Below are 26272 nucleotides of genomic sequence, written 5' to 3' on the forward strand. Positions count from 1 at the left end.
GACGCCGGTGGACGGGCGGTGCCAGGACCGGTTCGCGTCGGGCGGCATGGCTCGGCGGCCGGTGGGTCAGCGGCGGCGGACAACCCGGAAACGCACCGGAGTTCCCGGACGCGCCTGGGCCGCCGCCGCCAGATCGGCGGCACGGACCACCGCGATCACCGGGTATCCGCCGGTCGTCGGATGGTCGGCGAGGAACACGACCGGGTGGCCGTCGGGCGGGACCTGGACCGCGCCCGACACCATTCCCTCGCTGGGGAGTTCACCCGCACGGGCCCGGCCCAGCACGGGGCCCTCGGTGCGCAGCCCGATCCGGTTGGCCGCCGGGGACACCCGGTAGGTCCTGGTGGTCAACTCCCGTACGGCGTCCGGGGTGAACCAGTCGTCGCGCGGGCCGAGGACCACATGGAACACGAGTTCGCGGGGCGGCGCGGGCCAGGGTACGGCGTCCACGCGGGCGGGCGGTCCCACGGGTCTGCCGAGCGGCAGTACCGTGCCGTCCGCCAGCGGCGCGGGACCGAGCCCCGAGAGCAGGTCGGTGGCCCGGCTGCCGAGCACCGGCTCGACCGCGACGCCGCCGGACACCGCGACGTAGGACCGCACCCCGGCGACGGCCGTGCCCACCTCCAGCAGCGCCCCGGCGGGCACCGTCACCGGCACGCCCCAGGGCGCGGGGCGACCGGCGACCCGTACCGGGCACGGCGCGCCTCCGACGGCCACGGTCACTGCCGAACGCGGGCGCAGGGCACAGCCGTTGACGGTGGTCTCCAGCACGGCCGCGTCCACCGGGTTGCCGACGAGCCGGTTGAGCAGCCGTGCCGCACCGGGGTCCAGGGCACCGGAGCGCGGCACGCCGAGGTGGGCGTACCCGGCCCGCCCGCCGTCCTGCACGGTGGTCAGCGCACCGGCGCGCACGACGTGGAGGGCACGGTCGGCCACCGGACTCCCCACGGGCGCGGACGGGGAGCGCCCGTGGCTCCGCCGGGCGGCGTTCACGGCTCCCCGACCGGCACGAACCGTACGCGGGTGCCCGGTGCCAGCAGGGCCGCCGGATCGCGGGTGTGGTCCCACAGGACCGCCCGCGCCGAGCCGATCAGCTGCCACCCGCCGGGGGACGGACGGGGGTACACCCCGGTGTACGGGCCCGCGAGCGCGACGGCCCCCGCCGGGACGGCGGTGCGCGGGGTCGCCCGGCGCGGTACGTCGTAGGCGGCGGGCAGACCGGTGAGATAGCCGAAACCGGGGGTGAAACCGCAGAACGCCACGGTGTACTCGGCCGCCGAATGGATGCGGGCGACCTCCGCCACGGGCACCCCCCAGTGCGCCGCCACGTCCGCCAGGTCCGGGCCGTCGTAGCGCACCGGGAGTTCCACCGGCGCGGCGGCGGGCGGGGGCGCGGGCGGTGCGGTGAGCAGGGCGAGGCGCGCCGCCCAGGCCGCCGGATCGGGCAGGCCGTCCAGCAGCACGGTACGGGCCGCCGGAACGATCTCGCGGGCCGGGAGCGTGCCCGCCGCACGGCGCCGCAACAGCTCCGCGTGGAGCGCCCGCACCTGCTCGCCCGACCCGGTCTCCAGCAGCAGCGCGTCGTCCCCGACGGGCAACGCGACGACCCCGTAGACGAGTTCACCGCTCATACGAAGGACTCCGTCCGTACGCCCGCCGAGGTCAGCGCCTCCCGCACCCGGCGTGCCAGGTCCACCGCGCCGGGGGTGTCCCCGTGCAGGCACAGCGACCTGGCCCGCACCCGGACCCGCGCCCCGGACAGCGCCACGACCGTGCCGAACCGGGCCAGGCACACCGAGCGCTCCACGACGGCGTCCGGATCGGACAGCACCGCGCCCGCCGTACCGCGCGGCACCAGCGCACCCGTGTCGTCGTACGCCCGGTCCGCGAACGCCTCGGGCACGGCGGGCAGTCCGGCCCGCGCGGCGAACTCCAGCACCCGCGAACCGGGCAGCCCCAGCACGGGCAGCGCCGAACCGGCCAGCCGGACGCCCTCGACCACGGCGGCGGCCTGCTCCTCGTCGCGCACCACCCGGTTGTACAGCGCGCCGTGCGGCTTCACATACCCCACGCGCGCGCCCGCGGCCCGCGCGAACACCTCCAACGCGCCGATCTGGTAGGCCACTTCGGCGGCCAGCTCGGCGGACGGCACGTCCATCGCGCGGCGCCCGAAACCGGCGAGGTCCCGGTAGGAGACCTGGGCGCCGATCACCACCCTGCGCTCGGCGGCCAGTTCGCACACCCGGCGCATGGTCGCCGGATCGCCCGCGTGGAAACCGCAGGCCACATTGGCGCTGGTGACGACCGACAACAGTCCTTCGTCGTCGGTGAGCCGCCAGCGGCCGAAACCTTCGCCGAGATCCGCGTTCAGATCGATCGCGGTCAGGGCGGCCGGGGAATCGTCGGAGGTCTTCATGGGCGTCGGTGATCCTGCTTCCGTCGGGACCGGCGGGAGGGATGTCCCTCTCGCCGGTGCGGGGGGAGTGCCGCTTTCTCGGGCTCCGCATGCCCTTCTCGGGGGCCGGGGCCCCTCCGTCCACTGTCACGCGGTGGCCGGAGTCCCGCGCGCCGGTACGAGCGTCTGCCCCGGCCTGCGGGGATGCCACCGGGTCGGGGCGCCACCGCGTCACCGGAGTCCGGCCGGGCCGCCCCGGTGCGGTCGTGGTCATGGGGCACCTCGCAGATCCGGGTGAGTGTGCGGGTGGCGAGCAAGTGCCGTGCGGGGCGCCGGAGTTGTCCAGTAACAGAACCGTAGAGGATCGTTCAACGATCCTTCAATACCTCTGTTGTCCCGTCCGGTGCCCTGCGGTTGAATTCCGGGCATGGCAGAGCAGTTGACGGCACTCACCGACGACCGCGCGCTCCTCGGGCGCACCAGCACCGCCGAACGCGTCGCCGACATCCTCAGGAGCCGGGTCGCGGACGGTTACTTCCCGCCGGGCACCCGGCTCTCCGAGGACGCCATCGGCGGGGCGCTCGGGGTGTCCCGGAACACGCTCCGCGAGGCGTTCCGGCTGCTCACCCATGAGCGGCTGCTCGTGCACGAGTTGAACCGGGGTGTCTTCGTCCGGGTCCTGACCGTCGAGGACGTGGAGGACATCTACCGCACCCGGAGCCTGGTCGAGTGCGCGGTGATCCGGGGGCTCGGCGCGGCGCCGTACGCCCTCCAGGGGCTCGCGGCGGCCGTCGCGGACGGCGAGAGGGCCACCGCGGGGAACGACTGGAAATCACTGGCCACGGCCAATATCCACTTCCACGCGGAACTCGTCGCGCTGGCGGGCAGCGAGCGCACCGACGAGGTGATGCGCAGCGTCTTCGCCGAACTGCGGCTCGCCTTCCACGTGGTGGACGACCCGCGCCGCCTCCACGAGCCGTACCTCGCCCGCAACCGCCAGATCCTCGACGCCCTGCGCACGGGCGACCGGACGGGCGCCGAGGCACTGCTGGAGCGGTACCTCTCCGACTCGCGGGAACGGATCGTCGAGGTGTACCGGCGAAGGGTGAGGGAGGACGGCGCCGGGGGTCTGTGAGGGGGCGGGCGAGGCTCCAGAGGGAGGGGGGAGGCGGCGGCTCCGGGCGGTGTCCGCCGGTTCCCGCGCGCCCGTGACGGCCGAGGGTTCCACCGACGCCGCTCGCGCGGTCCCCGCCGTCCCCGCGCGCCCGTGACGGTCGTCGCCTCTGCGTCGTTTGGGTGGTTGTCAGACCGAGGACCTACTCTGTGCACCGTGACTTCGCCCGCATCGACGTACAGCGTTCCGCCGCAGCTCAGCGCCGGGCCGCGCCCCGCGCCGGGCCCGGCCGCCGACGAGGGCCTGGCCCGTCGGCTGCGCGCCCTGGCCTGCACGGCGCCGCTGCACGACCTCGACGCCCGCAAGGCCAACCTGGCCGGTGAGTACTCGGTGTACGGCATGGCCGAGGTCGCCCTCGCCGCCATCGACCTCGTCACGCTCAACATGGACTTCGACACCGGCGCGGACCACGACCAGATAGTGGCCAGACTCGTCCCCCGGATCGCCGCCCAGGCCCCGCGCCGCCCCGCCGCCGAGCACGAGCGGGTGGCCCGCTGGGTGCTGGAGAACCTGATCAACGTCGGCAGCGTGGACCGCGGCTTCCGCGCGGTCTACGGCACCTTCGCCGCCGACGGCACGTACGTCCGCCGGGACTACGACTTCAAGCTGATCGAAGAGGTCCCCGGCCCCGGCGGCACCGTCTATCTGCGCACCACCGACGAGGCGGTCAACGTCCTGGTCGGCGCCCTCGACACCGACGTCACCAGCGCCCAGATCGCCGCCGAGGTCAAACTGGAGGTGCTGATCAGCCGGGGCCGCCTCGCGGACGCCCAGCTCGCCGCCGAGCAGGCCCGGTACCGCACGGTGCAGTACTCCGAGACCCTGCGCCGGGCCCTGGACGCCACCCGGCGCAATGTCCGCGCGGTGGACTGGCTGAGCGCCGTGCCCGACATGATCGCCGAGGCCCTGGACCACGTCGCCGACCGGTACCGGCACGAGAACGCCATCCTCACCAACATCCGCAAGGCCCGCGACGAGACCGAGGAGCCCGAGCACAAGCGGCGCGCCGCCGAACTCGTGGACATCGTCAAGGACTGCATCCGCCGCCACACCCAGCTCCAGTCCCGGCTGCTGGAGGCGGGCCCGCTGTTCCGCGCCGAACAGGACCGGCAGGCGTTCGCCACCCCCGTCGCCACCTCCGGCATCGACCTGTACGGCCATCTCGTCGCACCGGTGCTGCCGCTGCCGCTCGACCGGGCCGTGCGGGTGACCGACGCCTTCTTCTCGCGCGGCACCGGCCCGCGCACCCCGGTCTCCGTGCGGGTCGCCGACCTCGTGGACATCCTGCTGACCCCGCCCGTCGAGCGCGAGCACCTCGGCGCCGAGATGCCCGAGCCCGACCTCATCGCCACCCCCGACGACAGCCGCTTCAGCGAGGAACAGCTCGCCGCCGCCACCCGACTGCTCGACCTGCCGCCCGACGCCCCGCGCCGCCTCTCGGGGCTGCTCGCGGAGGCCCGGCGCATCGGTGACTCCGACAACGGCTCCGACGACTGCCCCGGTGGCGGCTCAGAACTCGCCTACCTCGTCGCCCTGCTGGCCGTCCACGCGGCCAGCCCGCCCGTCGGCACCGCCTACCGGCAGGGCGAACGCTCGCTGCTGTTCGCCGTGGACGACGGCACCCGGCTCGACGACCCCGAGTTCGGCGGCGCCGACCTCATCGTCGGCACCGCGCTGCTCGACTCGGCGGGCATGGCGGCCGACCGGACGGACGCGGCATGAGGCGGCCTCCTGCGGTGGAGCACGGCGGGGCGGGCGGGTCCGGCGGGCTCGCGGCGCGGTTGCCGGGGGACGGGGCGCCGGGTGCGGGTGCGGGTGCGGGTGCGGGTGCGGGTGCGAGGGCGGGTTCCGGTTCCGGTGGCCGCGTGGTCTCCGGTACGTCCGCCCGTGTCGCCGTCGCGTCCGTGGTCCGGGGAGTTGTGACCCCCCGGGTGGTCGCCGCTGCCGTCTGCGGGGGCGTACGCCGCCGACACCACCCCCGTCCCCGTGACGCCGTATGGCCCCCGCACGGCCCGTACGGCACCGGGCGCGCGGTCCGGCATCCCGCAGCGGCCCGAGCCGTGTCCGGTCACCCTCCCCATGTCGCCCACCGTGCGGCGCACCACCCCCGTTCCACCAGCAAGGAGCCGAAGCCGTGAGCGAGCACGTCGAGTGGAGCGAGGCGGAGACCCCCGCCGCTCCGGCGACCGCCGCCGTCACCCCCGCCGACGCCGCCGACGCGGCGCGGCTCGTCGCGTGCGGGCTCCAGCCCAAACTCCAGCCCGCACGCGACCAGGAGTACACCGAGCTGCTGCGTCGGTACCGCGAGGACCCGGCGTTCGCCCGGCTCGCGGACGCCGTGGCCACCGGGCTCGGCCTCGTGGTGCTGGAGGTGTCCGCGCGTGCGGGCATGGCCGTCACCGCCGCCGAGGACTCGGTGTTCGCCGTCCGGATGGGCGACTACGCCCGCCGCACCACCGCCGACTCCGGGGACCGGTTCCTGCACGGCCTGGCGCACCTCGCCGTCGCCGCGCTCGCCTTCCCGCGCCCCGAGGACCTGGCCGACGACGCGTACATCGGCAGGGTCACCGTCAACGGCGTGGACGCCTTCGTCCGGCAGGCGTGCCGCCGCCTGGAGGAGCGCGCCGAGGAACAGGGCGAGAACACCGACCCGGCGACCGACGCCCCCGGCCTGGAGGCCGCCTGGCGGATCTGGGCCCGGCGCAGCGCCACCGGCGCCACCAAGGACGCCCGCCGCCCCGCCGCCTCCACCACCGGCATCGTCGCCAAGGCGATGGGGTTCCTCACCGACTCCGGGTTCCTCCAGCGCACCGGCGACGACCACGGCGGTACGTTCCGCACCACCGCCCGCTACCAGCTCCAGGTGCGTGACCTGGCCGGGACCGCCGCCCTCGCGGAACTCCTGGACCTCGGGGTCGTCCCGGTCACCGACGGCAGCGCCAGCCTGCTGCCCGCCGACGACACCGACGACCTCGATCTGGTGGCCGACGCGGGACTCCCGTTCCACTCCTGAGCCCCCGGCCCCCCTCGCCTTCCGACCCGTACCGCCCGTAGCCGCCCCCCCCACCGCACGAAGACTGCCGAGAGTCCGCCATGTACGAGCTGTCCCGCGTCCGCCTCTACTCCATCGGACCCGCCGGCGCGCGGTACGCCGACACCGTGCTCGACCTGCGGGGCGTCGGCCGCCCCGTGCCCGAACCGGCGCCCGCCCAGGCGGAGTTCTTCGAGGAGGAGCCCAGCGGCCCGCCGCGCAGGCCCGCGCCCGCCGGGGTGCTGTTCCTGGAGAACGGCGGCGGCAAGTCCGTCCTGCTCAAGCTGATCTTCTCGGTCATGCTGCCCGGCCACCGCAACACCCTCGGCGGCGCCAGCTCCGGCGTGCTGCGCAAGTTCCTGCTCGCCGACGACTGCGGACACGTCGCGCTGGAGTGGCAGCACGTGCAGACCGGCGAGTGCGTGGTCGTCGGCAAGGCCAGCGAATGGCGCGGACGCCAAGTCTCCAACGACCCGCGCAAGTTCGCGGAAGCCTGGTACTCCTTCCGGCCCGGTCCCGGACTCGGACTGGACAACCTGCCGGTCGCGGAGGCCACATCCGTACGGCCGCCCGTCGAGGGAGCCTCCGGCGCACGGGGCCGCCGCCGCACCATGAAGGGCTTCCGGGACGCGCTCACCGAGGCGGGCAAGGCGTACCCGCACCTGGAGGTGCACTGGGAGGAGACCCACGAACGCTGGACCGAGCACCTCGGGGAACTCGGCCTCGACCCCGAACTCTTCCGCTACCAGCGGGAGATGAACGCCGACGAGGGCGAGGCCGCCGGACTGTTCGCGGTGAAGAAGGACTCCGACTTCACCGACCTGCTGCTGCGTGCCGTCACCGACACCCGCGACACCGACGGCCTCGCGGACCTCGTCGGCGGCTTCGGCAACAAGCTCGGCCGCCGTGCCGAACTCATCGCCGAACGCGACTTCACCGCCGGTTCCGTGGACCTCCTCGGCCGGATCGTGGACGCCGCCGAGGCCCGCTCCCGCGCCCGCGACATCCACGCGGGCGCCGAGCGCCGCACCCGCACCCTGGCCCGCCGCCTCTCCGCCCGCGCGGTACGGGAGCGGGTCCGCGCAGCCGACCTCGCCCAGCGCGTCACCGCCGCCGCCTACGCCGTCACCCACACCGAGGGCGCCCGTGGGCGCAGCGCGCTGGTAACCGCCGAACTCGCCTACCGGCACGCCTCGTTGGCGCTCGCCGCCGCCGAGAAGGCCGCCACCGCGCAGAAGCGCGAGCTGGCGGACGCCCGTACCCTGCACGCCGCCTGGCAGGCCGCCGAGGCCGTACTGCGGCACCGCGCCGCCGCCGACCGCGTCGCCCGCGTCTCCACCGCCATCCAGGAGGCCGAGCGGGACGCGGCCCCCGCCCTCGCCGCCCGCGCCAAGGCCGCCGTCGATCTCGTACGGGCCCTGCACACGGCCGCGCAGAGCGCCGAGGCCCTCGCCAACGAGGAGGAGGAGCGCTCGGCGGCCATCCAGGAGACGGGCGACGCCGCCTACCGCGACTCCACCACCGCCGCCACCGAGGCGCAGCGCGCCCGCAGCGAGGCCGGGCACCTGCGCCAGCGGCTGACCGAGGTCGAGCAGGAGACCGCCGAGGCGGTCCGCGCGGGCTGGCTGGACGACACCGCCCCGGACGCCGACCCGGCCCGCGCCGCGCTCGCCGCCAGCGACGCCGAGAAGGCCGCCGTCGCCCTCTGGGACACCGCCCGCGAAGCCGCCCGACGGGCCACCGAGCACGCCCGGGAGGCGGCGGGCGCCGAGTCCCGCGCCGAACTCACCGCCGCCCGCGCCGCCGACGCGGCGACCGCCGCGACCCGCGCCCACGAGGCCGAACGACGGCTCGCCCAGGCACTGGCGGCGGAGGAACGGCTGACGGAACTGCTCGGCCTGCCCGGTGCCCCGGCTGCCGTACGGGCCGGGGTGCCGGGGCCGCGTAGCGGGGGCGACGGCGGAGGCAGGGAGACACCGGGGGCGGGGGAGCAGCGGGTCGGAGTCGCGGGGGGTGTCGGGGCCTCCGGCGTTTCCGGGGCTTCTGGCGCCGCTGGTTCCGGTGTGGATCTCGGTGCCGGTCCCGGCGGGGAGGGTTCCGGCGGGACCAGCGGGGTGCCGGGTGCGTCCGGCGTCTCCGGCGACTCCGGTGGCGACGGCTCCGGGTACGGCTTCGGCTCCGCTGCCCACCCCGCCGGTTTCGGTGTCCCCGGCGAGCCCGGTGTTCCCGGTGACTCCGCCGCCTCCGGTGTCCTCGGCGCCGAGGAACTGGACCGGTTCGCGGACGAGTTGCGCGCGCTGCTGGACGACGCCGTCTCCGGTGCCGAGCGCACCCTGTTCGACCTGCGTACGGCCGCTGCCGACGACGCCCGCATCCTGGGCGCCCTCGGCGACGGGGGCCTGCTGCCGCCCGGCCCCGATGTGCTGGCCACCGTCGAGTTCCTGGGCGAGCAGGGCATCCCCGCGCTGCCCGGCTGGCGTTACCTGGCCCAGGCCGTTGACCCCGCCGACCACGCCCGGGTCCTCGCCGCCCGCCCCGAGCTGGTGGACGGCGTCGTCATCACCGACCCGGACACCCACTCCCGCGCCCGCGCCGCCCTGGCCGAGGCCGCGCTGCTGCCCCGCTCCACCGTCGCCGTCGGCACCGCCGCCGCGCTGCTCGCACCCGCCCCGGCCGCCACCGACAGCGCCGACGACGTGTTCCTCGTACCGCCGAACCCGGCCATGCACGACGAATTCGCCGCCGACGAGGAACGTCAGGCGCTGCGCGCCCGCGCCACCGCCCGCGACGAGGAGATCCGCTCCCGCGCCGCCCGGCTCGGCAAGGACCGCGAACTCGCCGCCCGGCTCGCCTCCTGGCGCACCGGCTGCCCCGCCGGACGCCTCACCGAACTCGCGGAGGCCGCCGACACCGCGCGAGCCTTCGCCGCCGAGACCGAGGCCGAACTCACCGAGGCCCGCACCGTGCGCGCGGAGGCCGACGAGAACGCCGCCGAGGCCACCGGCGTACGCGACGAGCGCCAGGAGGCCGCACAGAAGGCCCGCCGCGCCGCCGACGTGCTCGCCGGACTCGCCCACCGGCTGCGCGAACGCGCCGGATGGCAGGCCCGGCTCCGCGAACTCGCGGACGAGGCCGCCGAGTCCGAGGCCCGCGCCCAGACCTGCCTCGACCGCGCCCGCGCCGCCGACGAGGACCGGCGTGCCGCCCAGCGCGCCGCCGACGACGCCCGCCGCACCACCCGCGTACTGCGCGCCGAGCGCGCCGAGATCGCCGGTGCCCCCGACGACGTACCCCAGGCGGACGGCGCCGCCCCCGAGGCGTCCCTGCCCGCGCTCCGCGAGGCATACCGCGCCGCCTCCCAGGTCTACGAGAAGGTCGGTGTCGGCGCCGACCTGCGCGCCGAGCAGGCCCGCGCGGAGAGCGACGAGAGCGCGTCCCTCGCGGAACTGGACCGGCTCAGCAACAAGGTCCGCACCCGTGCCGCCCAGCTCCTCCAGTCGCCCGACGGTTCCGACGGGCCGTCCCGGCAGGCCGCCGCCACCCGTGCCGAGGAACTCGTCCAGCTGCTGGAGACCCGCGTGTCCACGGCGAGCGAACAGCTCGGCCGACTGCGCGGCGAGGCCGAACGGCACGCCCCCGAGGACGGCGAGGCGCACACCGAACTCGCCGGGGAACTTCAGCCGCGCGACGCCGAGCACGCCCAGGCCCTGCTGCGCACCGCCGGTGCCGAACTCGCCGCCCGCACCGGCGCGCTGGCCGAGGCCCGTGACGCGCACGCCGAACTCCTCACCGCGCACCGCGCCGCCGAGGACGCCGCCGGAGGCTTCGACGAGATCGCCGCGATGCTCCGCGACCTGCTGCGCGAACACACCGCCGACGACGACCAGGACGAACCCGAGCCCTATCCCGGCAGCCCCGAGGAGGCCCGGCAGTCCGCCGCCGAGGCCCGCCGCTCGCTGCGCGGATGCGCCGCCGACCTGTCCGCCGCCGAGGCAGCCGTGCGCGAGGCGGGCGACATCCTCGTCCGGCACGCCAACGCCACCCGCTACGAGCAGGTCCGCACCCCGGCCCGCCAGCAGATCCGCGAACTGCCCGCCGCTGCGCTGCCCGAGCACGCCCGCAAGTGGGCGGACGCCTTCGCACCCCGGCTGCGCGTCCTCACCGACGAACTCGCCCAGCTGGAACGCAACCGGGACTCCATCGTGGACCGGCTGCGCGGCCTGGTGGAATCGGCGCTGGCCACCCTGCGCTCGGCACAGCGGCTGTCCCGGCTGCCCGAGGGGCTCGGGGAGTGGTCGGGGCAGGAGTTCCTGCGCATCCGCTTCGAGGAACCCGACCAGGCCACGCTGACCGAACGGCTCGGGGAGGTCATCGACGAGGCGACCCGTGCCGCCGTCCGTAAGAACTCCGACCTGCGCCGCGACGGCATGTCCCTGCTGCTGCGCGGAGTCGCCGCCGCACTCCAGCCCAAGGGCATCGCCGTGGAGATCCTCAAGCCGGACGCCGTGCTGCGCGCGGAACGCGTCCCGGTCGGGCAGATGGGCGACGTGTTCTCCGGGGGCCAGCTCCTCACCGCCGCCATCGCCCTCTACTGCACGATGGCCGCCCTGCGCTCCAACGACCGGGGCCGCGACAAGCACCGCCACGCGGGCACCCTGTTCCTGGACAACCCCATCGGCCGCGCCAACGCGACCTACCTCCTTGAACTCCAGCGGGCCGTCTCCGACGCGCTCGGTGTCCAGCTCCTCTACACCACGGGCCTCTTCGACACGACCGCACTGGCCGAGTTCCCGCTGGTGATCCGGCTGCGCAACGACGCCGACCTGCGCGCGGGGCTGAAGTACATCAGCGTCGAGGAACACCTCCGCCCCGGCCTGCCCCAGCCACCACAGACGGGCGAGGCGGTGCACAGCGAGATCACGGCGACCCGGATGTTCAAGAAGTCGTAGAGCGGGCCGGGGGACACCTCACGCGCCAGGGGAAGCCCCCCTCACCCGTGAAGGGTGCCCTCCCCACCCACCGGAGAAGGCGCCCTCACCCGTTCAGGGATGCGACAGCCGCCCCGCGCCGCCCCGGCGCCGTATCCGCTCCTGGTCGCGCAGGGCCACACGCTCCTGGCGGTGGCGGGCCCGGCGTTCGCGGCGGCGGGCGCGGGCCGTGCTGCTGGGCTCGGAGACCACGCCGTACCGCTGGCTCCAGACCTGGCGGGTCACCCACACGTCCGCCACCGACCACGTCGCCACCACGGTCGCGGCCACGCTGCTGATCACCATCGGGAAGGCGAACCAGGACCCGGCCAGCGTGCACAGGAAGGCGGTCATGGCCAGGATCAGCGTCACCGAGATGATCAGCACCGCCCGGACCGCCGAGACACGCACCGGGTCCGGCATCCGATACCGGCGCGCGGGCTCCTCGACCCACAACGGCGGATATTCCGGGCCCCGGTCGGCCGAAGGCGCCCCCGCCCGCACCGCCGTACCCGCCCGCGCTCCGCGTTCCGCCGCCCCACCAGGCGCACCGTACTGCTCCGCCGTGCTCGTCACCGTGTCACTCCCCACCGCCGGAAGCCCCGATCGCCCGGGACCCGAAGACCCCGCTCCCCACTGGCTGCCCGGCTTGCGCTCTTCTACGCCGCCGGAACGCGAACCACGGCCGCACCGGCCGAATCCGCACCCTTCTCCATGAACTATGACGAACGCCGTGCCCGGAAGATTCCCGGCCCGTGAAAATTTCCCGCCGACCCCCTGTCCGTACTGTGCCGAACGTGCCGTCCGCCGCTCATGCGCCACGGGTGCCATCTCCCGTCATGACCGGACAACTCGTCATCTCTCGCCGGGCAAGCGGAAGTTCGCTCTCCGGACATGTCTTCGAGTTGGCCCGGTGCGGTAGTAGGCTCGCGCCGTTTGCTGACGGACATGTGAATCCCCGACGGGCGGGGTTCGAGCTGGGGGAGGCCATGCGCTTTCGCGGAAAGTCGATCCGCCGGAAGATCGTGGCGCTGCTCCTCGTGCCGCTGCTCTCCCTGACCGCCGTCTGGGGTTTCGCCACGGCGCTCACCGGGCGCGAGGTCACCCGGCTGTTCCATGTGACCGACACCGTCCAGGACTTCGGGTTCCCGGTCGAGGACACCGTCCGGGTGCTCCAGCAGGAGCGCCGCCAGACCCTCGTCTACCTCGCCGACCCGCGCGCCGCCGACGCCGGACCGGCCCTGCGCCGTACCCGGGGCGCCACCGACAGAGCCGTCGCCGGGGTCCGCGACAACGCCCGCGACCACCACAAGCGGGACCGCCTCGGCCCCAACGACGCCCAGCGCCTCACCGCCGTGCTCGACGCGCTCGACGGCCTGGACTCGCTGCGCCGCAGCGTCGAGGAGCGCACCGTCACCCGCGCACAGGCCCTCGACCTCTACGACCGGCTGGTCGATCCCTGCTTCACCCTGCTCGCCGGACTCGACGGCGTGGACGACGTCGAGATGGAGAAGCAGTCCCGCGCCCTGGTCAACGTCACCCGCGCCCGCGAACTCCTCTCCCGCGAGGACGCGCTGCTCGGCTCCGCCCTCGTCGTCGGCCGGATCAGCCGCACCGAGTCGCAGGACGTCTCCGACCTCGTCGCCCAGCGCACCCTGCTCTACAACATCAGCCTCCCGCTGCTGCCCGCCGCCGAACGCGAGCGCTACGAGCAGTTCTGGAAGAACGCCACCACCGCCCCGCTCCGGGTCGCCGAGCAGAGCGCCATCGGCACCGACACCGGCACCCCGCGCGGCCTCACCGCCAAGGGCTGGGACGGCGTCGCGGGCAGCGTCCTCGACGAACTCGGCACCCTGGACGACCAGGCGGGTGACCGCCTCCAGGAACGCACCCGGCCCGTCGCCATGAGCGTCATCCGGCAGGCCGCCTTCGCCGGTGCCCTCGGCCTCGTCGCCCTGCTGATCTCCCTGGTGCTGTCCGTGCGCGTCGGCCGCTCCCTCATCCGCGACCTGCGCCAGCTCCGCCTGGAGGCGCACGAGGCGTCCGGCGTCCGGCTGCCCAGCGTGATGCGGCGCCTCTCCGCCGGGGAACAGGTGGACGTGGAGACCGAGGTGCCCCGGCTGGAGTACGACCAGAACGAGATGGGCGAGGTCGGCCAGGCCCTCAACACCCTCCAGCGGGCCGCCGTCGAGGCCGCCGTCAAGCAGTCCGAACTCCGCTCCGGGGTCTCCGACGTGTTCGTCAACCTCGCCCGCCGCAGCCAGGTCCTGCTGCACAAGCAGCTCACCCTGCTCGACACGATGGAACGCCGTACCGAGGACACCGACGAACTCGCGGACCTCTTCCGCCTCGACCACCTCACCACCCGCATGCGCCGCCACGCCGAGGGCCTCGTCATCCTCTCCGGCGCCGCGCCCTCCCGGCAGTGGCGGCGCCCGGTGCAGCTCATGGACATCGTCCGGGCCGCCGTCGCGGAGGTCGAGGACTACGAGCGGGTCGAGGTACGGCGCCTGCCCCGCGTCGCCGTCACCGGCCCCGCCGTCGCCGACCTCACCCACCTGGTGGCCGAACTCCTGGAGAACGCCACCGTGTTCTCCCCGCCGCACACCGCCGTGCAGGTGGTCGGCGCGCGCGTCGCCAACGGTTTCACCCTGGAGATCAACGACCGGGGCCTCGGCATGACCGCCGAAGCACTCCTCGACGCCAACCTGCGCCTCGCGGAGACCCCCGAGTTCGAACTGTCGGACACCGACCGGCTCGGCCTCTTCGTGGTCAGCCGCCTCGCCCAGCGCCAGAACGTCCGCGTCTCCCTCCAGCCCTCCCCGTACGGCGGCACCACGGCCGTCGTCTTCATGCCGGACGCACTGCTCACCGACGACGTGCCCGACACCAACGGCGTCGGCTTCCGCCTCGACCGCGCCCGCGCCGCCCGCAAGGACGAGCGCGCCCCGCATCTGGCCACCGCCCGCGCCCGCACGGCGCAGCTCCCCGGCCCTCCGGCCGCCCTGCTGGACGGCCCGGTCGAGCTGGAGGCGCCGGTCGATCTGGACGTGGTCTCCGGCTTCCCCGGCGCGGTCACCGACGAGGACGGCGAGCGCGGCGGACTGTTCCGCTCCCGCCGCCCGGCGGGCCGCGCCGACGAACGGCCGCCGTCCCGCCCCGGCGAGCCCCACACCCCGTCCCCGCACGGCCCCGACTCCGCTCCCACCGGGCTGCCCCGGCGCCAGACACCCAAGCTGGTCAGCTCGCACGGCCGTACCGTGGACCCCCGCCGCCCCCGCGACACCGACCCGGAGCAGCGCCCGGAGCCCGGCGGACCCCGCCGCCCCGGTACGCCGCCCGTCCCCGCCGCACCCGACGCGTCCGCCCCGGAGCTGCCCCGCCGCACGCGCACGGACCGCACGCCCACGGAGCGCACACCCACGGCCCCGGACCGAGCGGCCCCGGACCGAGCCGCCCCGGACCGAGCGGCCCCGGACCGGCCGGGTACCGACAGCACCCCCGGCACCGACCCCCTGCCCCGCCGCGTCCGCCAGGCCAACCTGGCACCGCAGCTCCGGCAGGAGGCGGAACCCCGTACGCGCAGCGCCGCCGCACCGGCCGGTGAGCGGGACGCGGACGAGGTCCGCAGCCGGATGGCCTCGCTGCAGCGCGGCTGGCAGCGCGGCCGGCGGGAGAACTCCGCCGACGACGAGACCCGCAACGGCACAGCACAAGGAACGAGCAAGGGGGACGGTCGATGACCGCACCGAGGGCCACCGGCCACAGCGAGAACGACAAGGCACAGCTCAACTGGCTCCTGGACGATCTGGTGGACCGCGTCGCCAGCATCCGCAAGGCCCTCGTCCTGTCCGGCGACGGACTGGCCACCGGCGTGTCCAAGGACCTGACCCGCGAGGACGGCGAACACCTGGCCGCCGTCGCGTCCGGCTTCCACAGCCTCGCCAAGGGCGTCGGCCGTCACTTCGACGCCGGGAGCGTCCGGCAGACCGTGGTCGAGCTGGACGAGGCGTTCCTCTTCGTCACCGCGGCCGGTGACGGCAGCTGCCTCGCGGTCCTCTCCGACGCGGACTCCGACGTCGGCCAGGTCGCGTACGAGATGACGCTGCTGGTCAAGCGGGTCGGCGTGCATCTGGGAACCCCGACGCGCTCCGACGTGCCCGCGGGCGGGTAGTGGGATGACATGAGCGGAGACGGCCAGCCAAGGAAGCACTGGTTCGACGACGAGGCAGGACCGGTCGTCCGTCCGTACGCGATGACGCGTGGCCGCACCACCAGTGCGGCCCAGCACCGCCTCGACCTGATCGCGGTGGTGGTCACCGAGCCCGACGCGGGCGACCCGGACGCCGACCCGACGCTCGTCCCCGAGCACACCGAGATCGTCGGCCTGTGCCGCACGGCACCCCAGTCCGTCGCGGAGCTGGCCGCCGAACTCGACCTCCCGATCGGGGTCGTCCGCGTCCTCATCGGGGACCTCGTGCACGCCGGACTCGTGCACGTCAGCCGACCGGTGCCCCCGGCCGAACTGCCCGACGAGAGCATCCTCCGCGATGTGATCAACGGCCTCCGGGCACTCTGAGCGGCGCGGAACCCGGCCGCCCGCGCGGTCAAGGCCACACCGGGTACAACTCCCCCTGCGGAACACGAAGATGAGGAACGATGATCAACGGGCGCTCTGAGCGGGGCACGCCCCCGGTCGAACCCGTCACCCTCAAGATCCTGGTGGCCGGTGGGTTCGGCGCGGGCAAGACGACCCTCGTCGGCGCGGTCAGCGAGATCAGACCGCTGCGCACCGAGGAGTCGCTGACCGAGGCGGGCCGCCCGGTGGACGACCTCGGCGGCGTACCGGACAAGCGCACCACCACCGTGGCGATGGACTTCGGGCGGATCACCCTCCGCGAGGACCTCGTGCTGTACCTGTTCGGGACGCCCGGCCAGGAACGCTTCTGGTTCATGTGGGACGAGCTGTCCGAGGGCGCGCTCGGCGCGGTGGTCCTCGCCGACACCCGGCGCCTGGCGGACTGCTTCGCCGCCGTCGATTACTTCGAGCGGCGCGGCATCCCCTTCATCGTCGGCGTCAACTGCTTCGAAGGCACGGCCCGTTACGCCACCGACAACGTCCGGCAGGCCCTCGACCTGGACGCCGACGTGCCGGTACTGCTGTGCGACGCCCGCGACCGCGAGTCGGTCAAGGAGATCCTCGTCGGCGTGGTCCGGCACGCGATGGAGCAGGCCGCGACCCGCCGTCGCGCCGTCACCACCTGACCCCCCGCCCACCTGCCGGAACCCTTCACGGCTCCGCCCGGGAACGCCCCGCGCGCATCCGATACAGTCCGCGCGTGTCCGAAACTCAAGCCTCATCCGCCAACTCGGCCCGGGACTCGCACTGTTCGACCTGCGGTGCGTCCTACGGAACGGACGTCTCCGGCTGGCCGCGCACCTGCCCGGCCTGCGGCGCCGTCGCCTACCGCAACCCGCTGCCCGTCGCGGTCGCGCTCCAGCCGGTCTACGACGCCCAGGGCACCGCCCTCGTCGTGATCACCCGCACCATCGCCCCCGCGCGCGGCGGCGTCGCCCTGCCCGGCGGGTTCGTCGATCACCGCGAGGACTGGCGGCAGGCCGTCGTCCGCGAACTCCGCGAGGAGACCGGCATCGAGGCCGCCGCCCACGACGTCCGCCTCCTGGACGCCATGAGCTCCCCCGACGGACACCTCCTCCTCTTCGGCTACCTCCCCGAACGCCCCGCCGAACACCTCCCCCCGTCCATCCCCACCGACGAGACCACCGGCTGGCAGCTCCTCCGCCGCCCGGAAGACCTCGCCTTCCCCCTCCACACGGCAGCGGTACGCGCCTGGTTCGAAGGGCGTTACCACTAGGACCAGGCCAACCGGCCGAGCCCCGGCGGCTGTTCGGCTCGGCCCCGACAGCCGCCGCTCACGTCCTCACCCCAACCCCCGCACCCGCACCGGCAGATCCACCTGACCGCCCTCGCGGGACACCACCACCCGCGCGCCCGTGCGGCGGGCGGTGTAGCGCTCGATCTCCGGCTCGGCGGTGCCGTCGCCGGGGTCCCGGACCAGCAGGCCCGACCCGGTGCGGCCGGGTACCGGTGCCCAGACCTCCAGCTCCGTCCCGCCGTCCGCCCCGCGTACCGGGAGCACCGAGCCCGCGCGGGCCAGCACCGGGATGCGGGAGACCGGCGCGTCCAGGGGGACATGTGCCGGACCCTCGTACATCTGTTCAGTGACGGTGTCGTACCAGTGCCCCCGAGGCAGCCGGACCGACCGGGTGACGGCGCCCGCTTCCAGCACCGGTGCCACCAGCAGGGCGTCGCCGAGCAGGAACGCGTCCCCGCACTCCCGAAGCGCCCGGTCCTCCGGCGCACCCCACCAGAGCGGGCGGACCCAGGGCGCCCCGGTGCGCCGGGCCAGGTGCGCCAGGGTCGTGAAGTACGGCAGCAGCCGACTCCGGCCCGCCAGCGCGGCCCGCGTGTGCTCCAGCACCCCGGCGCCGTACTCCCACGGCTCCCGCCCGTCGCCGTACGTACGGAACAGCGGGAGATACGCCCCGAGCTGGAGGCCCCGCAGATACAGCTCCGGCGACGACGCGTCCCCGTACCCGCCGATGTCCGTCCCCGAGTACGGCACCCCGCACAGCCCGAGGCCCACGACCCGCGCCAGGGCCGCCCGCAACCCCGGCCAGCCGGGCACGGCCGGTGCCGACCAGACACCGCCGTACCGCTGGAGGCCCGCCCAGCCGGACCCGGAGACGACGAACGGCCGCTCGCCGGGCGCCGCGGCGCGCAGCCCCTCCCAGGCCGCCCGCGCCATGCACAGGGCGTAGAGGTTGTGCGCCGCGCGATGGTCGCCGCCGGACCCGTCCAGGTCGTGCCGGGCCGACCGGGGCAGCGTCCGCTCCCCGAACGCGCCGAACGACACCGGCTCGTCCAGCTCGTGCCGGACCCCCGCGAAACCCTGCGCCAGCCGCTCCCCGTACAGCTCGCCCCACCACCCCCGCACCCCGGCGGAGGTCAGGTCGGGAAACACCGACTCCCCGGCCGGGCCCTCCCCGCGCACCACCCGCCCGGCCGCGTCCCGCACGAACGCGTCCCGCGCCGCACCCCCGTCGAACACCGCGTCCCCCGGCAGCTCGGGCACCGCCGGAACCACGGGCGCCACCAGCCGCACACCCTGCCGACGCAGCTCCTCCGCCAGCACCGGCAGCTTCGGGAACCGCTCCCGGTCCACCGAGAACACCCGGCGCCCCGCCTGGAGCCCGCCGCCCAGATGCACGGCGTCCAGCGGAAGATCCCGCTCCACGTACCCGGCGACCGTCGCCCGCGCCGCGTCCTCCGTACCGAGTCCCGCCCCCGCGTGCTGGTGTCCCAGCGCCCAGCCGGGCGGCAGCGCGGGCGCCCCGGTCAGGGACGCCCAGGTCAGCAGGGTCCGCGCCGGTGTGCCCACCATCACCCAGCCGCGCAGCGGACCCCCGTCCATCCGTACCTCGCAGCGCCCCGCCCGGTCGTGCCCGGAGCCCGCGCCCTCCTCGCCCTCCCACAACGTCACCGTGCCGTCCCAGGAGGTGTCGTGGAACACCAGATGCGCCGCCGCGTCGGCCACCACGAACTGCACCGGCATGGTCAGCGCGGCGGCCCCCGGCGTCGTGTCCAGACCGTCGTTCCACAGCCGGTACACCCCGTCCCGCAGCCGCGGCCCCGCCGCCCGCGCGCCCAGCCCGAAGAACCGCGCGTCCGCCGCCACCTCCGACCGCTGCATCCAGCGCGCCCGGCCGCCCCCGACCGGCTCCCACCAGCGCGGCGGCAGATCCCGGCGCAGCAGCACCCCGCCGGGCGTCCGTATCTCCAGCGCGCCGTGCCGGGAGACGGCCACCGTCACCCGCTCCGCCACCACCCGCCAGCCGCCGTCCTTGTCCGGCTCCAGCACGGCACGCGGGTCCGGCTCGGGACAGCCCCCGGCCAGCGCGTACGACGGCAGCTGCGCGGCCCCGTCCCAGCCCCAGAACACCGCACCGTTGACGGCCACCGATATCCGCAGCTCCGAGCGCGCGAACCGCACCACACCACCACCCGGACCCGGCTCCGCCCCGCTCACCGCACCCGGCACCCGCGCCCGCTCCGCACCGCGCGGCGGCAGCGCGGCGGCGTCGAGCCGCCGCCTGTGCCACGCCGTCCTCACCGACCGCCAACCCCGCGCCGTCCCACCCGGACCGACCCCACTCACCGAACGCATCAGGCCACGACCGTCCATGCTGCTCACCCTGCCACTGACCGCCCCACCAGGACGTCTCGTTCAACTTCCGTTCACCCATGCCGGGACCACATCTCCGTGACACGGATTATGTGCGGCGCACCCTGGCACTGAAGTCGATCACATGGCATCGTCCCTGTCAGCCGCGTCGCGCGCACCACCCCAGCCCGTGCGCGGACGACGCACACCAAGCGCACAGCACGGGAGCCGCCCCCATGTCCACCGCGAACCCCCAGCCGCTCTGGCGGCCCGCCCCCGAGCGGATCGCCGAGGCCCGCGTCACCGCCTTCCAGGCATGGGCCGCCACCCACCACGGCGCCCCCGCGGACGGCGGCTACCCCGCCCTGCACCAGTGGTCCGTGGACCACCTGGACACCTTCTGGGCAGCCCTCACCGAGTGGTTCGACGTACGGTTCGCCACCCCGCCCGAGCGCGTCCTCGGCGACCGCGCCATGCCCGGCGCCCAGTGGTTCCCCGGCGCCACCCTCAACTACGCCGAGCGCGCCCTGCGGGCCGCCGCCGACCGCGCCGACGAACCCGCCCTGCTCTGCGTGGACGAGACCGGGGAACCCCGCCCGGTCGGCTGGCGCGAGCTGCGCCGCCGGGTCGGCTCCCTCGCCGCCGAACTGCGCGCCCTCGGCGTCCGCCCCGGCGACCGGGTCAGCGGCTACCTGCCGAACATCCCCGAGGCCGTCGTCGCCCTGCTCGCCACCGCCGCCGTCGGCGGCGTGTGGACCTCCTGCGCGCCCGACTTCGGCGCCCGCAGCGTCCTGGACCGCTTCCAGCAGGTCGAACCGGTCGTCCTGTTCACCGTGGACGGCTACCGCTACGGCGGCAAGGAGCACGACCGCCGCGACACCGTCGCCGAACTCCGCCGCGAACTGCCCACCGTGCGCGCCGTCGTGCACATCCCGCTGCTCGGCACCGACGCCCCCGAGGGCGCCCTCGACTGGGCCGCGCTGACCGCCGCCGACACCGAGCCCGTCTTCGAACAGGTGCCCTTCGACCACCCGCTCTGGGTGCTGTACTCCTCCGGCACCACCGGCCTGCCAAAGGCCATCGTCCAGTCCCAGGGCGGCATCCTCGTCGAACACCTCAAGCAGCTCGGCCTGCACTGCGACCTCGGCCCCGATGACCGCTTCTTCTGGTACACCTCCACCGGCTGGATGATGTGGAACTTCCTCGTCTCCGGCCTGCTCACGGGGACGACGATCGTCCTCTACGACGGCAGCCCCGGCTTCCCCGGCACCGGCGCCCAGTGGCGGATCGCCGAACGCACCGGCGCCACCCTCTTCGGCACCTCCGCCGCCTACGTCATGGCCTGCCGCAAGGCGGGTGTCCACCCGGCCCGCGACCACGACCTCTCCCGCGTGAAGTGCGTCGCCACCACCGGCTCCCCGCTGCCCCCGGACGGCTTCCGCTGGCTGCACGACGAGGTCCGCGCCGACCTGTGGATCGCCTCCGTCAGCGGCGGCACCGACGTCTGCTCCTGCTTCGCCGGAGCCGTCCCCACCCTCCCCGTGTACACCGGCGAACTCCAGGCCCCCGGCCTCGGCACCGACCTCCAGGCATGGGACCCCAGCGGCAGGCCCGTCACGGACGAGGTGGGCGAACTGGTCGTCACCAACCCCATGCCGTCCATGCCGATCCGCTTCTGGAACGACCCCGACGGCAGCCGCTACCACGACAGCTACTTCGACACCTACCCCGGCGTCTGGCGGCACGGCGACTGGATCACCCTCACCTCACGCGGCACCGTGATCATCCACGGCCGCTCCGACTCCACCCTCAACCGGCAGGGCGTCCGCATGGGCTCCGCCGACATCTACGAGGTCGTCGAACGGCTCCCCGAGATCAAGGAGTCCCTGGTCGTCGGCGTCGAACAACCCGACGGCGGCTACTGGATGCCCCTCTTCGTCCAGCTCACCCCCGGCACCACCCTGGACGACGCCCTCCTGGCCCACATCAAGCAGGCCATCCGCACCCAGCTCTCCCCACGCCACGTGCCCGACGAGGTCATCGAAGTCCCCGCCGTCCCCCACACCCTCACCGGCAAGCGCATCGAGGTCCCCGTCAAACGCCTCCTCCAGGGCACCCCGCTGGAGAAGGCCGTCAACCCCGGCTCCATCGACAACCTCTCCCTCCTCGCCTTCTACGAACAACTGGGGCGCGAACGCCGCTGACACCGGGGGCAGGGCTGTCCCCGTGACGGGCGGGGGCAGCCCTGTCGCGGGAGACACCGGGCGGGGAGTCGTCCGTGGGACTCCCGGCTGGGAGCGGGCGTTCGGAAGGGGATCAGCCGGGTCCGACCGCTCACCCCCCGTACGTGGCCTCCGAATCGCCCAGCACCGCCGCGAAGTCCGAGGCCAGCCGCACCGCCGCGGAGGGCTCCAGCTCCGACACCGAGATCCTCACCCCCGGCGCCGACTCCAGCCGGAACCGTGCCCCGGCCGCGATCCACCAGCCGTACGACCGCAGCCCGTTGACCACCGCCGACTCGTCCCGCACCGGCACCCACAGATTCATTCGCCTCGCCCAGGCCGCCCAGCGCTCCCTCGGCCCACTCGCCGTCACCGCCGCCCTCGCCACCGGCCCCCTCGGCTGGACCGCCTTCGGCACCGCCATTGCCCTGACCTGCGGAATCCAGCACCGGCTCGTCCGCGACCGAATCCACCGGACCCCATTGTCAGTGGCTTCGGTTACGGTGAGTGAGCATTGATCGACCGCGCACACATGGGGGAAAACATGGCGCACACCGACCAGCGGACCCTGCGACGCTTCCTGCGCCGCGAGATCGCCGGCACCATCGGCCTGCTCACCGACGACCACGACTTCCAGGCCATGCGGCGCTACCGCGCCTTCGACCTCGACGACCACACCGCCTACCTACGGCAGATCGAGGCCCTGCTCATGAGCCGCGCCGCGCTCGGCAGCCACACCACCGTCGCCCTCTTCGACCCCGAGGAGTACGCCGAGTTCTGTACCGCCGCCGGTCTCGACCCCGAGACCCGGTCCAGCCGCACCCGCTTCACCGCCGAACTCGCCGCCACCGGCGCGACCCTCCCCTACGACGGCCGCCCCCTGAGCACCCTGCTCCCCGCCCTCGTGGACGAAGCCGTCCGCCAGGCCACCTGGGAATACGCGGGCACCCTGCTCGCCCGCCTCGGACCCTGCCCCACCTGCGGCGAGGACATCGGCCGCGCCGCCCACACCCGGGCCGCCCTGCTCCTCACCCACATCCTCGACACCGCACCGCCCGGCGCCCGCCACCTCGTCTGCACCGTCTCCGGACCGCCCGAGACCCTCATCGCGGACCTGCACGCCGACGAGAACACCACCGACCCCCGCCAACTCGACGAGACCGAACTCCTCGAATTCACCAGCGTCCTCGCCGTCGGCCTCGCCACCCACAGCCCCGGCGGACTCGTCATGCGGATCACCGCACCACCCGCACCCGACCGCGTCCACGGCTGGCGCCTGCGCACCGGCCACCTCGAACCCCTCACCGCCGCCGAGGTGTTCGACGCCTACTGCACCGACGTCGAGACCGGCGAACCCATCGCCCCGGAACCCGGAGTGGACTACTGCGCCCCACCCGACCTCGACGGCGAACGCGGCCCCACCCACGGCCACCACTGACCACGCCCCCACGGCGAAGGGCGCCCCGCACCCGGCGGGACGCCCTCCGCACCGGCGGACCCCCAAGGCCCGCCCCCACCTACTCGCCCGACAGCACCGCCTGAGCGGCGGCCCGCGCCTCCTCCGCACTGTCCGCCGCCCGAGCGGCCGACGCGGCCCGCTCGCACTGCGCCAGCGTGTGCTTCGCCAGCGTCGCCCGCACATAAGGGATCGACGCCGCACCCATCGACAAGGAGGTGACCCCCAGACCCGTCAGCACACACGCCAGCAACGGGTCCGACGCGGCCTCACCGCACACCCCGCAACTCTTGCCCTCGGCCCCCGCCGCCTCGGCCGCCAGCGCCACCAGATCCAGCAGCGCGGGCTGCCACGGATCCTGATACCGCGACACCGCGCCCACCTGCCGGTCCGCGGCGAACGTGTACTGCGCCAGATCATTCGTGCCCAGCGAAAGGAACTCGACCTCCTGGAGGATCGACCGCGCCCTGAGCGCCGCCGACGGAATCTCCACCATCGCACCGAACTTCGCCCGCAGCCCCGCCTCCCGGCACGCCTCCGCGAACGCCCGCGCGTCCGCGCGGTCCGCCACCATCGGCGCCATGACCTCCAGATACACCGGCAGCCCGTCCGCCGCGGCGGCCAGCGCCGACAACTGCGCCCGCAGCACGTCGGGATGGTCCAGCAGCGACCGCAGGCCCCGGACACCGAGCGCGGGGTTGGGCTCGTCGGAGGGGGTCAGGAACCCCAACGGCTTGTCCGCACCCGCGTCCAGCACGCGCACGACCACGCGCCCCTCGGGAAAGGCCTCCAGCACCTCGCGGTACACGGCCGTCTGCTTCTCCTCGGACGGGGCCCGCGAGCCGTCCTCCAGAAAGAGGAACTCGGTACGGAACAGCCCGACCCCCTCCGCCCCCGCCTCCACGGCGGCAGGCACATCACCCGGACCGCCCACATTCGCCAGCAGCGGCACCTTGTGCCCGTCGGCCGTCGCACCCGGCCCCGTCGAAGCGGCCAGCGCCGCCCGCCGCTCGGCCGCGGCCGACTCCAGCCGCTCCCTGCTCTCCTCACTCGGCTCCACGAACACCTCCCCGGTGCTCCCGTCCACCGCCACGACCGTGCCCTCACCCAACTCGCCCGCACCCGGCAGCGCCACGACCGCCGGAACCCCCAGCGCCCGCGCCAGGATCGCGCTGTGACTGGTCGGGCCGCCCTCCTCGGTCACGAACCCGAGCACCAGCGACGGATCGAGCAACGCGGTGTCGGCGGGCGCCAGATCCCGCGCCACCAGCACGAAGGGACGCTCACTGTCCGGCACCCCCGGCATCGGTACGCCCAGCAGCCGCGCCACGATCCGGTTGCGCACGTCGTCCAAATCGGCCACCCGCCCGGCCAGATACTCCCCGGCCCCGGCCAGCAGCTCCCGGTACGAGGCGAACGCGTCGTACACCGCGCGCTCCGCCGTGCTCCCGACCGCGATGCGCCGCTCCACGTCGGCCATCAGCTCGGGGTCCTGCGCCATCATGGCCTGCGCCTCCAGCACGGCCTGCGCCTCACCCCCCGCCAGATTGCCGCGCGCCATCAGATCGGCCGCCACCGCCTCCACGGCCTGCCGCGCCCGTCCCTGCTCCCGCCCCGCGTCCTCCGCCGGGATCTGCTTGGCCGGTGGTTCGAGCACCGCCGTCCCCATGTGCCGTACCTCGCCGATCGCCACCCCGTGGCTCACGCCGACGCCCCGCAGCGTTGTCTCCATCGTGTCCTTCTCCAGGTGCGCGGCTGCCGCAGCCGCTCTGTACGTACCGTCCACCGTCGCGCGGGACGGCGCTGTGCCGAGTTCCGGCGGAAGAGAGAGGTCAGCTCCAGGAGAAGAGAAGGTCCCCGGTCTTCACGTCCCCGCTCTCCCGCAGCTCGTCCAGCGCCTCGGCCGATGCGTCCAGCGCGACCACGGGGCACACCGGCGACTTACCGGCCGCCTCCACCGCAGCGGGGTCCCACCGGACGACACCCTGACCGCGGGTCACGGTGTCCCCCTTGTTCACCAGCAGCGCGAACCCCTCGCCGTTGAGCTGAACGGTGTCGATCCCGAGGTGGGTGAGGACACCGTGACCCTCGGCACCGACCACCACGAAGGCGTGCGGATGGAGGGAGACGACGACGCCGTCCAGCGGGGCAACGGCCTCGGACGGCTCGCGCACCGGGTCGATGGCGGTGCCGGGCCCGACCATCGCGCCGGAGAAGACCGGGTCCGGCACGTCGGCCAGTCCGATGGCGCGTCCGGAGAGAGGGGACGTCACGGTGGTCATGGGAAGCCTCCCGGAGATGGTGCTGCGAACGGACCGTCAGTACGTGTTCCGGCACTGAGCAGCAGGGTATGCCTGCTGAAGCGTCGGTTCCGCTTGGAAGTTACCAGGTAGTGGTCTAGACCACCAAGCACCGGGATTTGCCCCTCGTTCCGTGTCGCCTGTACAGTCGTACTCCTGCTCAGGACGGAGCGCCGCGAAAGCGGGGCCGGTCGAGCGGAAATCAAACTCGCAGGATCATCCAATTCTCTGGATTCCTTCCGCATGCTCGCGGAACGGTGGTCGGAGGGCCGGAAAAACCCTGATAGAGTTTGAAACACCGAAGGGAAGCCCGGAGGAAAGCCCGAGAGGGTGAGTACAAAGGAAGCGACCGTTCCTTGAGAACTCAACAGCGTGCCAAAAGTCAACGCCAGATATGTTGATACCCCGTCTCCGGCCATCATGGTCGGGACGTGGTTCCTTTGAAGTAAACACAGCGAGGACGCTGTGAGCCGGGGGGATT

Annotated in this window: 19 protein-coding genes; 11 read left to right on the forward strand and 8 right to left on the reverse strand. The window is 74.3% G+C overall.

The window, feature by feature from the left end:
- Nucleotides 1–66: 66 nt before the first annotated feature.
- The 3 genes from KUM39_RS09365 to KUM39_RS09375 are packed head-to-tail and all read right to left on the reverse strand — an operon-like array spanning nucleotide 67 to nucleotide 2386.
- On the reverse strand, nucleotides 67–936 hold the full coding sequence (locus KUM39_RS09365; protein ID WP_217784984.1) for a 5-oxoprolinase subunit C family protein: 870 nt from the start codon (nucleotides 934–936) through the stop codon (nucleotides 67–69).
- Between the two features lie 53 nt (nucleotides 937–989).
- Nucleotides 990–1631: a 5-oxoprolinase subunit B family protein gene (locus KUM39_RS09370; protein WP_217784985.1), complete on the reverse strand. Its 642-nt coding sequence runs from the start codon at nucleotides 1629–1631 to the stop codon at nucleotides 990–992.
- Nucleotides 1628–2386: a LamB/YcsF family protein gene (locus tag KUM39_RS09375; protein ID WP_217785008.1), complete on the reverse strand. Its 759-nt coding sequence runs from the start codon at nucleotides 2384–2386 to the stop codon at nucleotides 1628–1630. The genes KUM39_RS09370 and KUM39_RS09375 overlap by 4 nt, the downstream gene beginning before the upstream one ends.
- A gap of 436 nt (nucleotides 2387–2822) precedes the next feature.
- Between KUM39_RS09375 and KUM39_RS09380 the strand changes: the two genes are divergently transcribed.
- From KUM39_RS09380 to KUM39_RS09395, 4 genes are all read left to right on the forward strand, one after another.
- Nucleotides 2823–3530, forward strand: coding sequence for a GntR family transcriptional regulator (locus KUM39_RS09380; RefSeq protein WP_217784986.1), 708 nt, complete (start codon nucleotides 2823–2825; stop codon nucleotides 3528–3530).
- A gap of 195 nt (nucleotides 3531–3725) precedes the next feature.
- Nucleotides 3726–5291, forward strand: a complete 1566-nt coding sequence (locus KUM39_RS09385) for a hypothetical protein (RefSeq protein ID WP_217784987.1) — start codon at nucleotides 3726–3728, stop codon at nucleotides 5289–5291.
- Nucleotides 5292–5703: 412 nt separating this feature from the next.
- The gene (locus KUM39_RS09390; protein WP_217784988.1) at nucleotides 5704–6582 is read left to right on the forward strand and encodes a hypothetical protein; all 879 of its coding nucleotides are present in this window, start codon (nucleotides 5704–5706) and stop codon (nucleotides 6580–6582) included.
- Between the two features lie 80 nt (nucleotides 6583–6662).
- Nucleotides 6663–11549 carry a hypothetical protein gene (locus KUM39_RS09395; RefSeq protein WP_217784989.1) on the forward strand — a complete coding sequence of 1629 codons (4887 nt, stop codon included), beginning with the start codon at nucleotides 6663–6665 and terminating at the stop codon, nucleotides 11547–11549.
- A gap of 93 nt (nucleotides 11550–11642) precedes the next feature.
- Here KUM39_RS09395 and KUM39_RS09400 read toward each other — a convergent pair whose 3' ends face one another.
- Nucleotides 11643–12143 carry a hypothetical protein gene (locus KUM39_RS09400; protein WP_372455731.1) on the reverse strand — a complete coding sequence of 167 codons (501 nt, stop codon included), beginning with the start codon at nucleotides 12141–12143 and terminating at the stop codon, nucleotides 11643–11645.
- A 413-nt stretch (nucleotides 12144–12556) separates the two neighbouring features.
- Between KUM39_RS09400 and KUM39_RS09405 the strand changes: the two genes are divergently transcribed.
- The 5 genes from KUM39_RS09405 (at nucleotide 12557) to KUM39_RS09425 (ending at nucleotide 17443) form a co-directional block, all read left to right on the forward strand.
- Nucleotides 12557–15310: a nitrate- and nitrite sensing domain-containing protein gene (locus KUM39_RS09405; protein WP_217784991.1), complete on the forward strand. Its 2754-nt coding sequence runs from the start codon at nucleotides 12557–12559 to the stop codon at nucleotides 15308–15310.
- On the forward strand, nucleotides 15307–15741 hold the full coding sequence (locus tag KUM39_RS09410; RefSeq protein WP_217784992.1) for a roadblock/LC7 domain-containing protein: 435 nt from the start codon (nucleotides 15307–15309) through the stop codon (nucleotides 15739–15741). The genes KUM39_RS09405 and KUM39_RS09410 overlap by 4 nt, the downstream gene beginning before the upstream one ends.
- Nucleotides 15742–15750: 9 nt before the next feature.
- The gene (locus KUM39_RS09415) at nucleotides 15751–16146 is read left to right on the forward strand and encodes a DUF742 domain-containing protein (protein WP_217784993.1); all 396 of its coding nucleotides are present in this window, start codon (nucleotides 15751–15753) and stop codon (nucleotides 16144–16146) included.
- Nucleotides 16147–16226: 80 nt separating this feature from the next.
- Nucleotides 16227–16832 (forward strand): GTP-binding protein, encoded by a 606-nt coding sequence (locus KUM39_RS09420; RefSeq protein ID WP_217784994.1) that lies wholly within the window; start codon nucleotides 16227–16229, stop codon nucleotides 16830–16832.
- A gap of 74 nt (nucleotides 16833–16906) precedes the next feature.
- A complete protein-coding gene (locus KUM39_RS09425) occupies nucleotides 16907–17443 on the forward strand; it encodes an NUDIX domain-containing protein (RefSeq protein WP_217784995.1) in 537 nt (178 codons plus the stop codon).
- Between the two features lie 66 nt (nucleotides 17444–17509).
- Here KUM39_RS09425 and KUM39_RS09430 read toward each other — a convergent pair whose 3' ends face one another.
- Nucleotides 17510–19834, reverse strand: coding sequence for a glycoside hydrolase family 31 protein (locus KUM39_RS09430; protein WP_217784996.1), 2325 nt, complete (start codon nucleotides 19832–19834; stop codon nucleotides 17510–17512).
- Between the two features lie 215 nt (nucleotides 19835–20049).
- On the opposite strand from KUM39_RS09430, the gene KUM39_RS09435 reads away from it, so the two are divergent.
- On the forward strand, nucleotides 20050–22017 hold the full coding sequence (locus KUM39_RS09435; RefSeq protein ID WP_217784997.1) for an acetoacetate--CoA ligase: 1968 nt from the start codon (nucleotides 20050–20052) through the stop codon (nucleotides 22015–22017).
- A gap of 130 nt (nucleotides 22018–22147) precedes the next feature.
- Here KUM39_RS09435 and KUM39_RS09440 read toward each other — a convergent pair whose 3' ends face one another.
- Nucleotides 22148–22360 carry a hypothetical protein gene (locus KUM39_RS09440; RefSeq protein ID WP_246619871.1) on the reverse strand — a complete coding sequence of 71 codons (213 nt, stop codon included), beginning with the start codon at nucleotides 22358–22360 and terminating at the stop codon, nucleotides 22148–22150.
- A 219-nt stretch (nucleotides 22361–22579) separates the two neighbouring features.
- Here KUM39_RS09440 and KUM39_RS09445 point away from each other — a divergent pair, with 219 nt between their 5' ends.
- The gene (locus KUM39_RS09445; RefSeq protein ID WP_217784998.1) at nucleotides 22580–23473 is read left to right on the forward strand and encodes a DUF8829 domain-containing protein; all 894 of its coding nucleotides are present in this window, start codon (nucleotides 22580–22582) and stop codon (nucleotides 23471–23473) included.
- A gap of 79 nt (nucleotides 23474–23552) precedes the next feature.
- Here the strand turns inward: KUM39_RS09445 and ptsP are convergent, their stop codons facing one another.
- Together ptsP and KUM39_RS09455 are read right to left on the reverse strand one after the other, a co-directional pair.
- A complete protein-coding gene (gene ptsP / locus KUM39_RS09450) occupies nucleotides 23553–25223 on the reverse strand; it encodes a phosphoenolpyruvate--protein phosphotransferase (RefSeq protein WP_217784999.1) in 1671 nt (556 codons plus the stop codon).
- Between the two features lie 100 nt (nucleotides 25224–25323).
- Nucleotides 25324–25773: a PTS sugar transporter subunit IIA gene (locus KUM39_RS09455; RefSeq protein ID WP_217785000.1), complete on the reverse strand. Its 450-nt coding sequence runs from the start codon at nucleotides 25771–25773 to the stop codon at nucleotides 25324–25326.
- Nucleotides 25774–26272 lie beyond the last annotated feature (499 nt).

The sequence above is a fragment of the Streptomyces corallincola genome, from assembly GCF_019104725.1.
Taxonomy (GTDB): domain Bacteria; phylum Actinomycetota; class Actinomycetes; order Streptomycetales; family Streptomycetaceae; genus Streptomyces; species Streptomyces corallincola.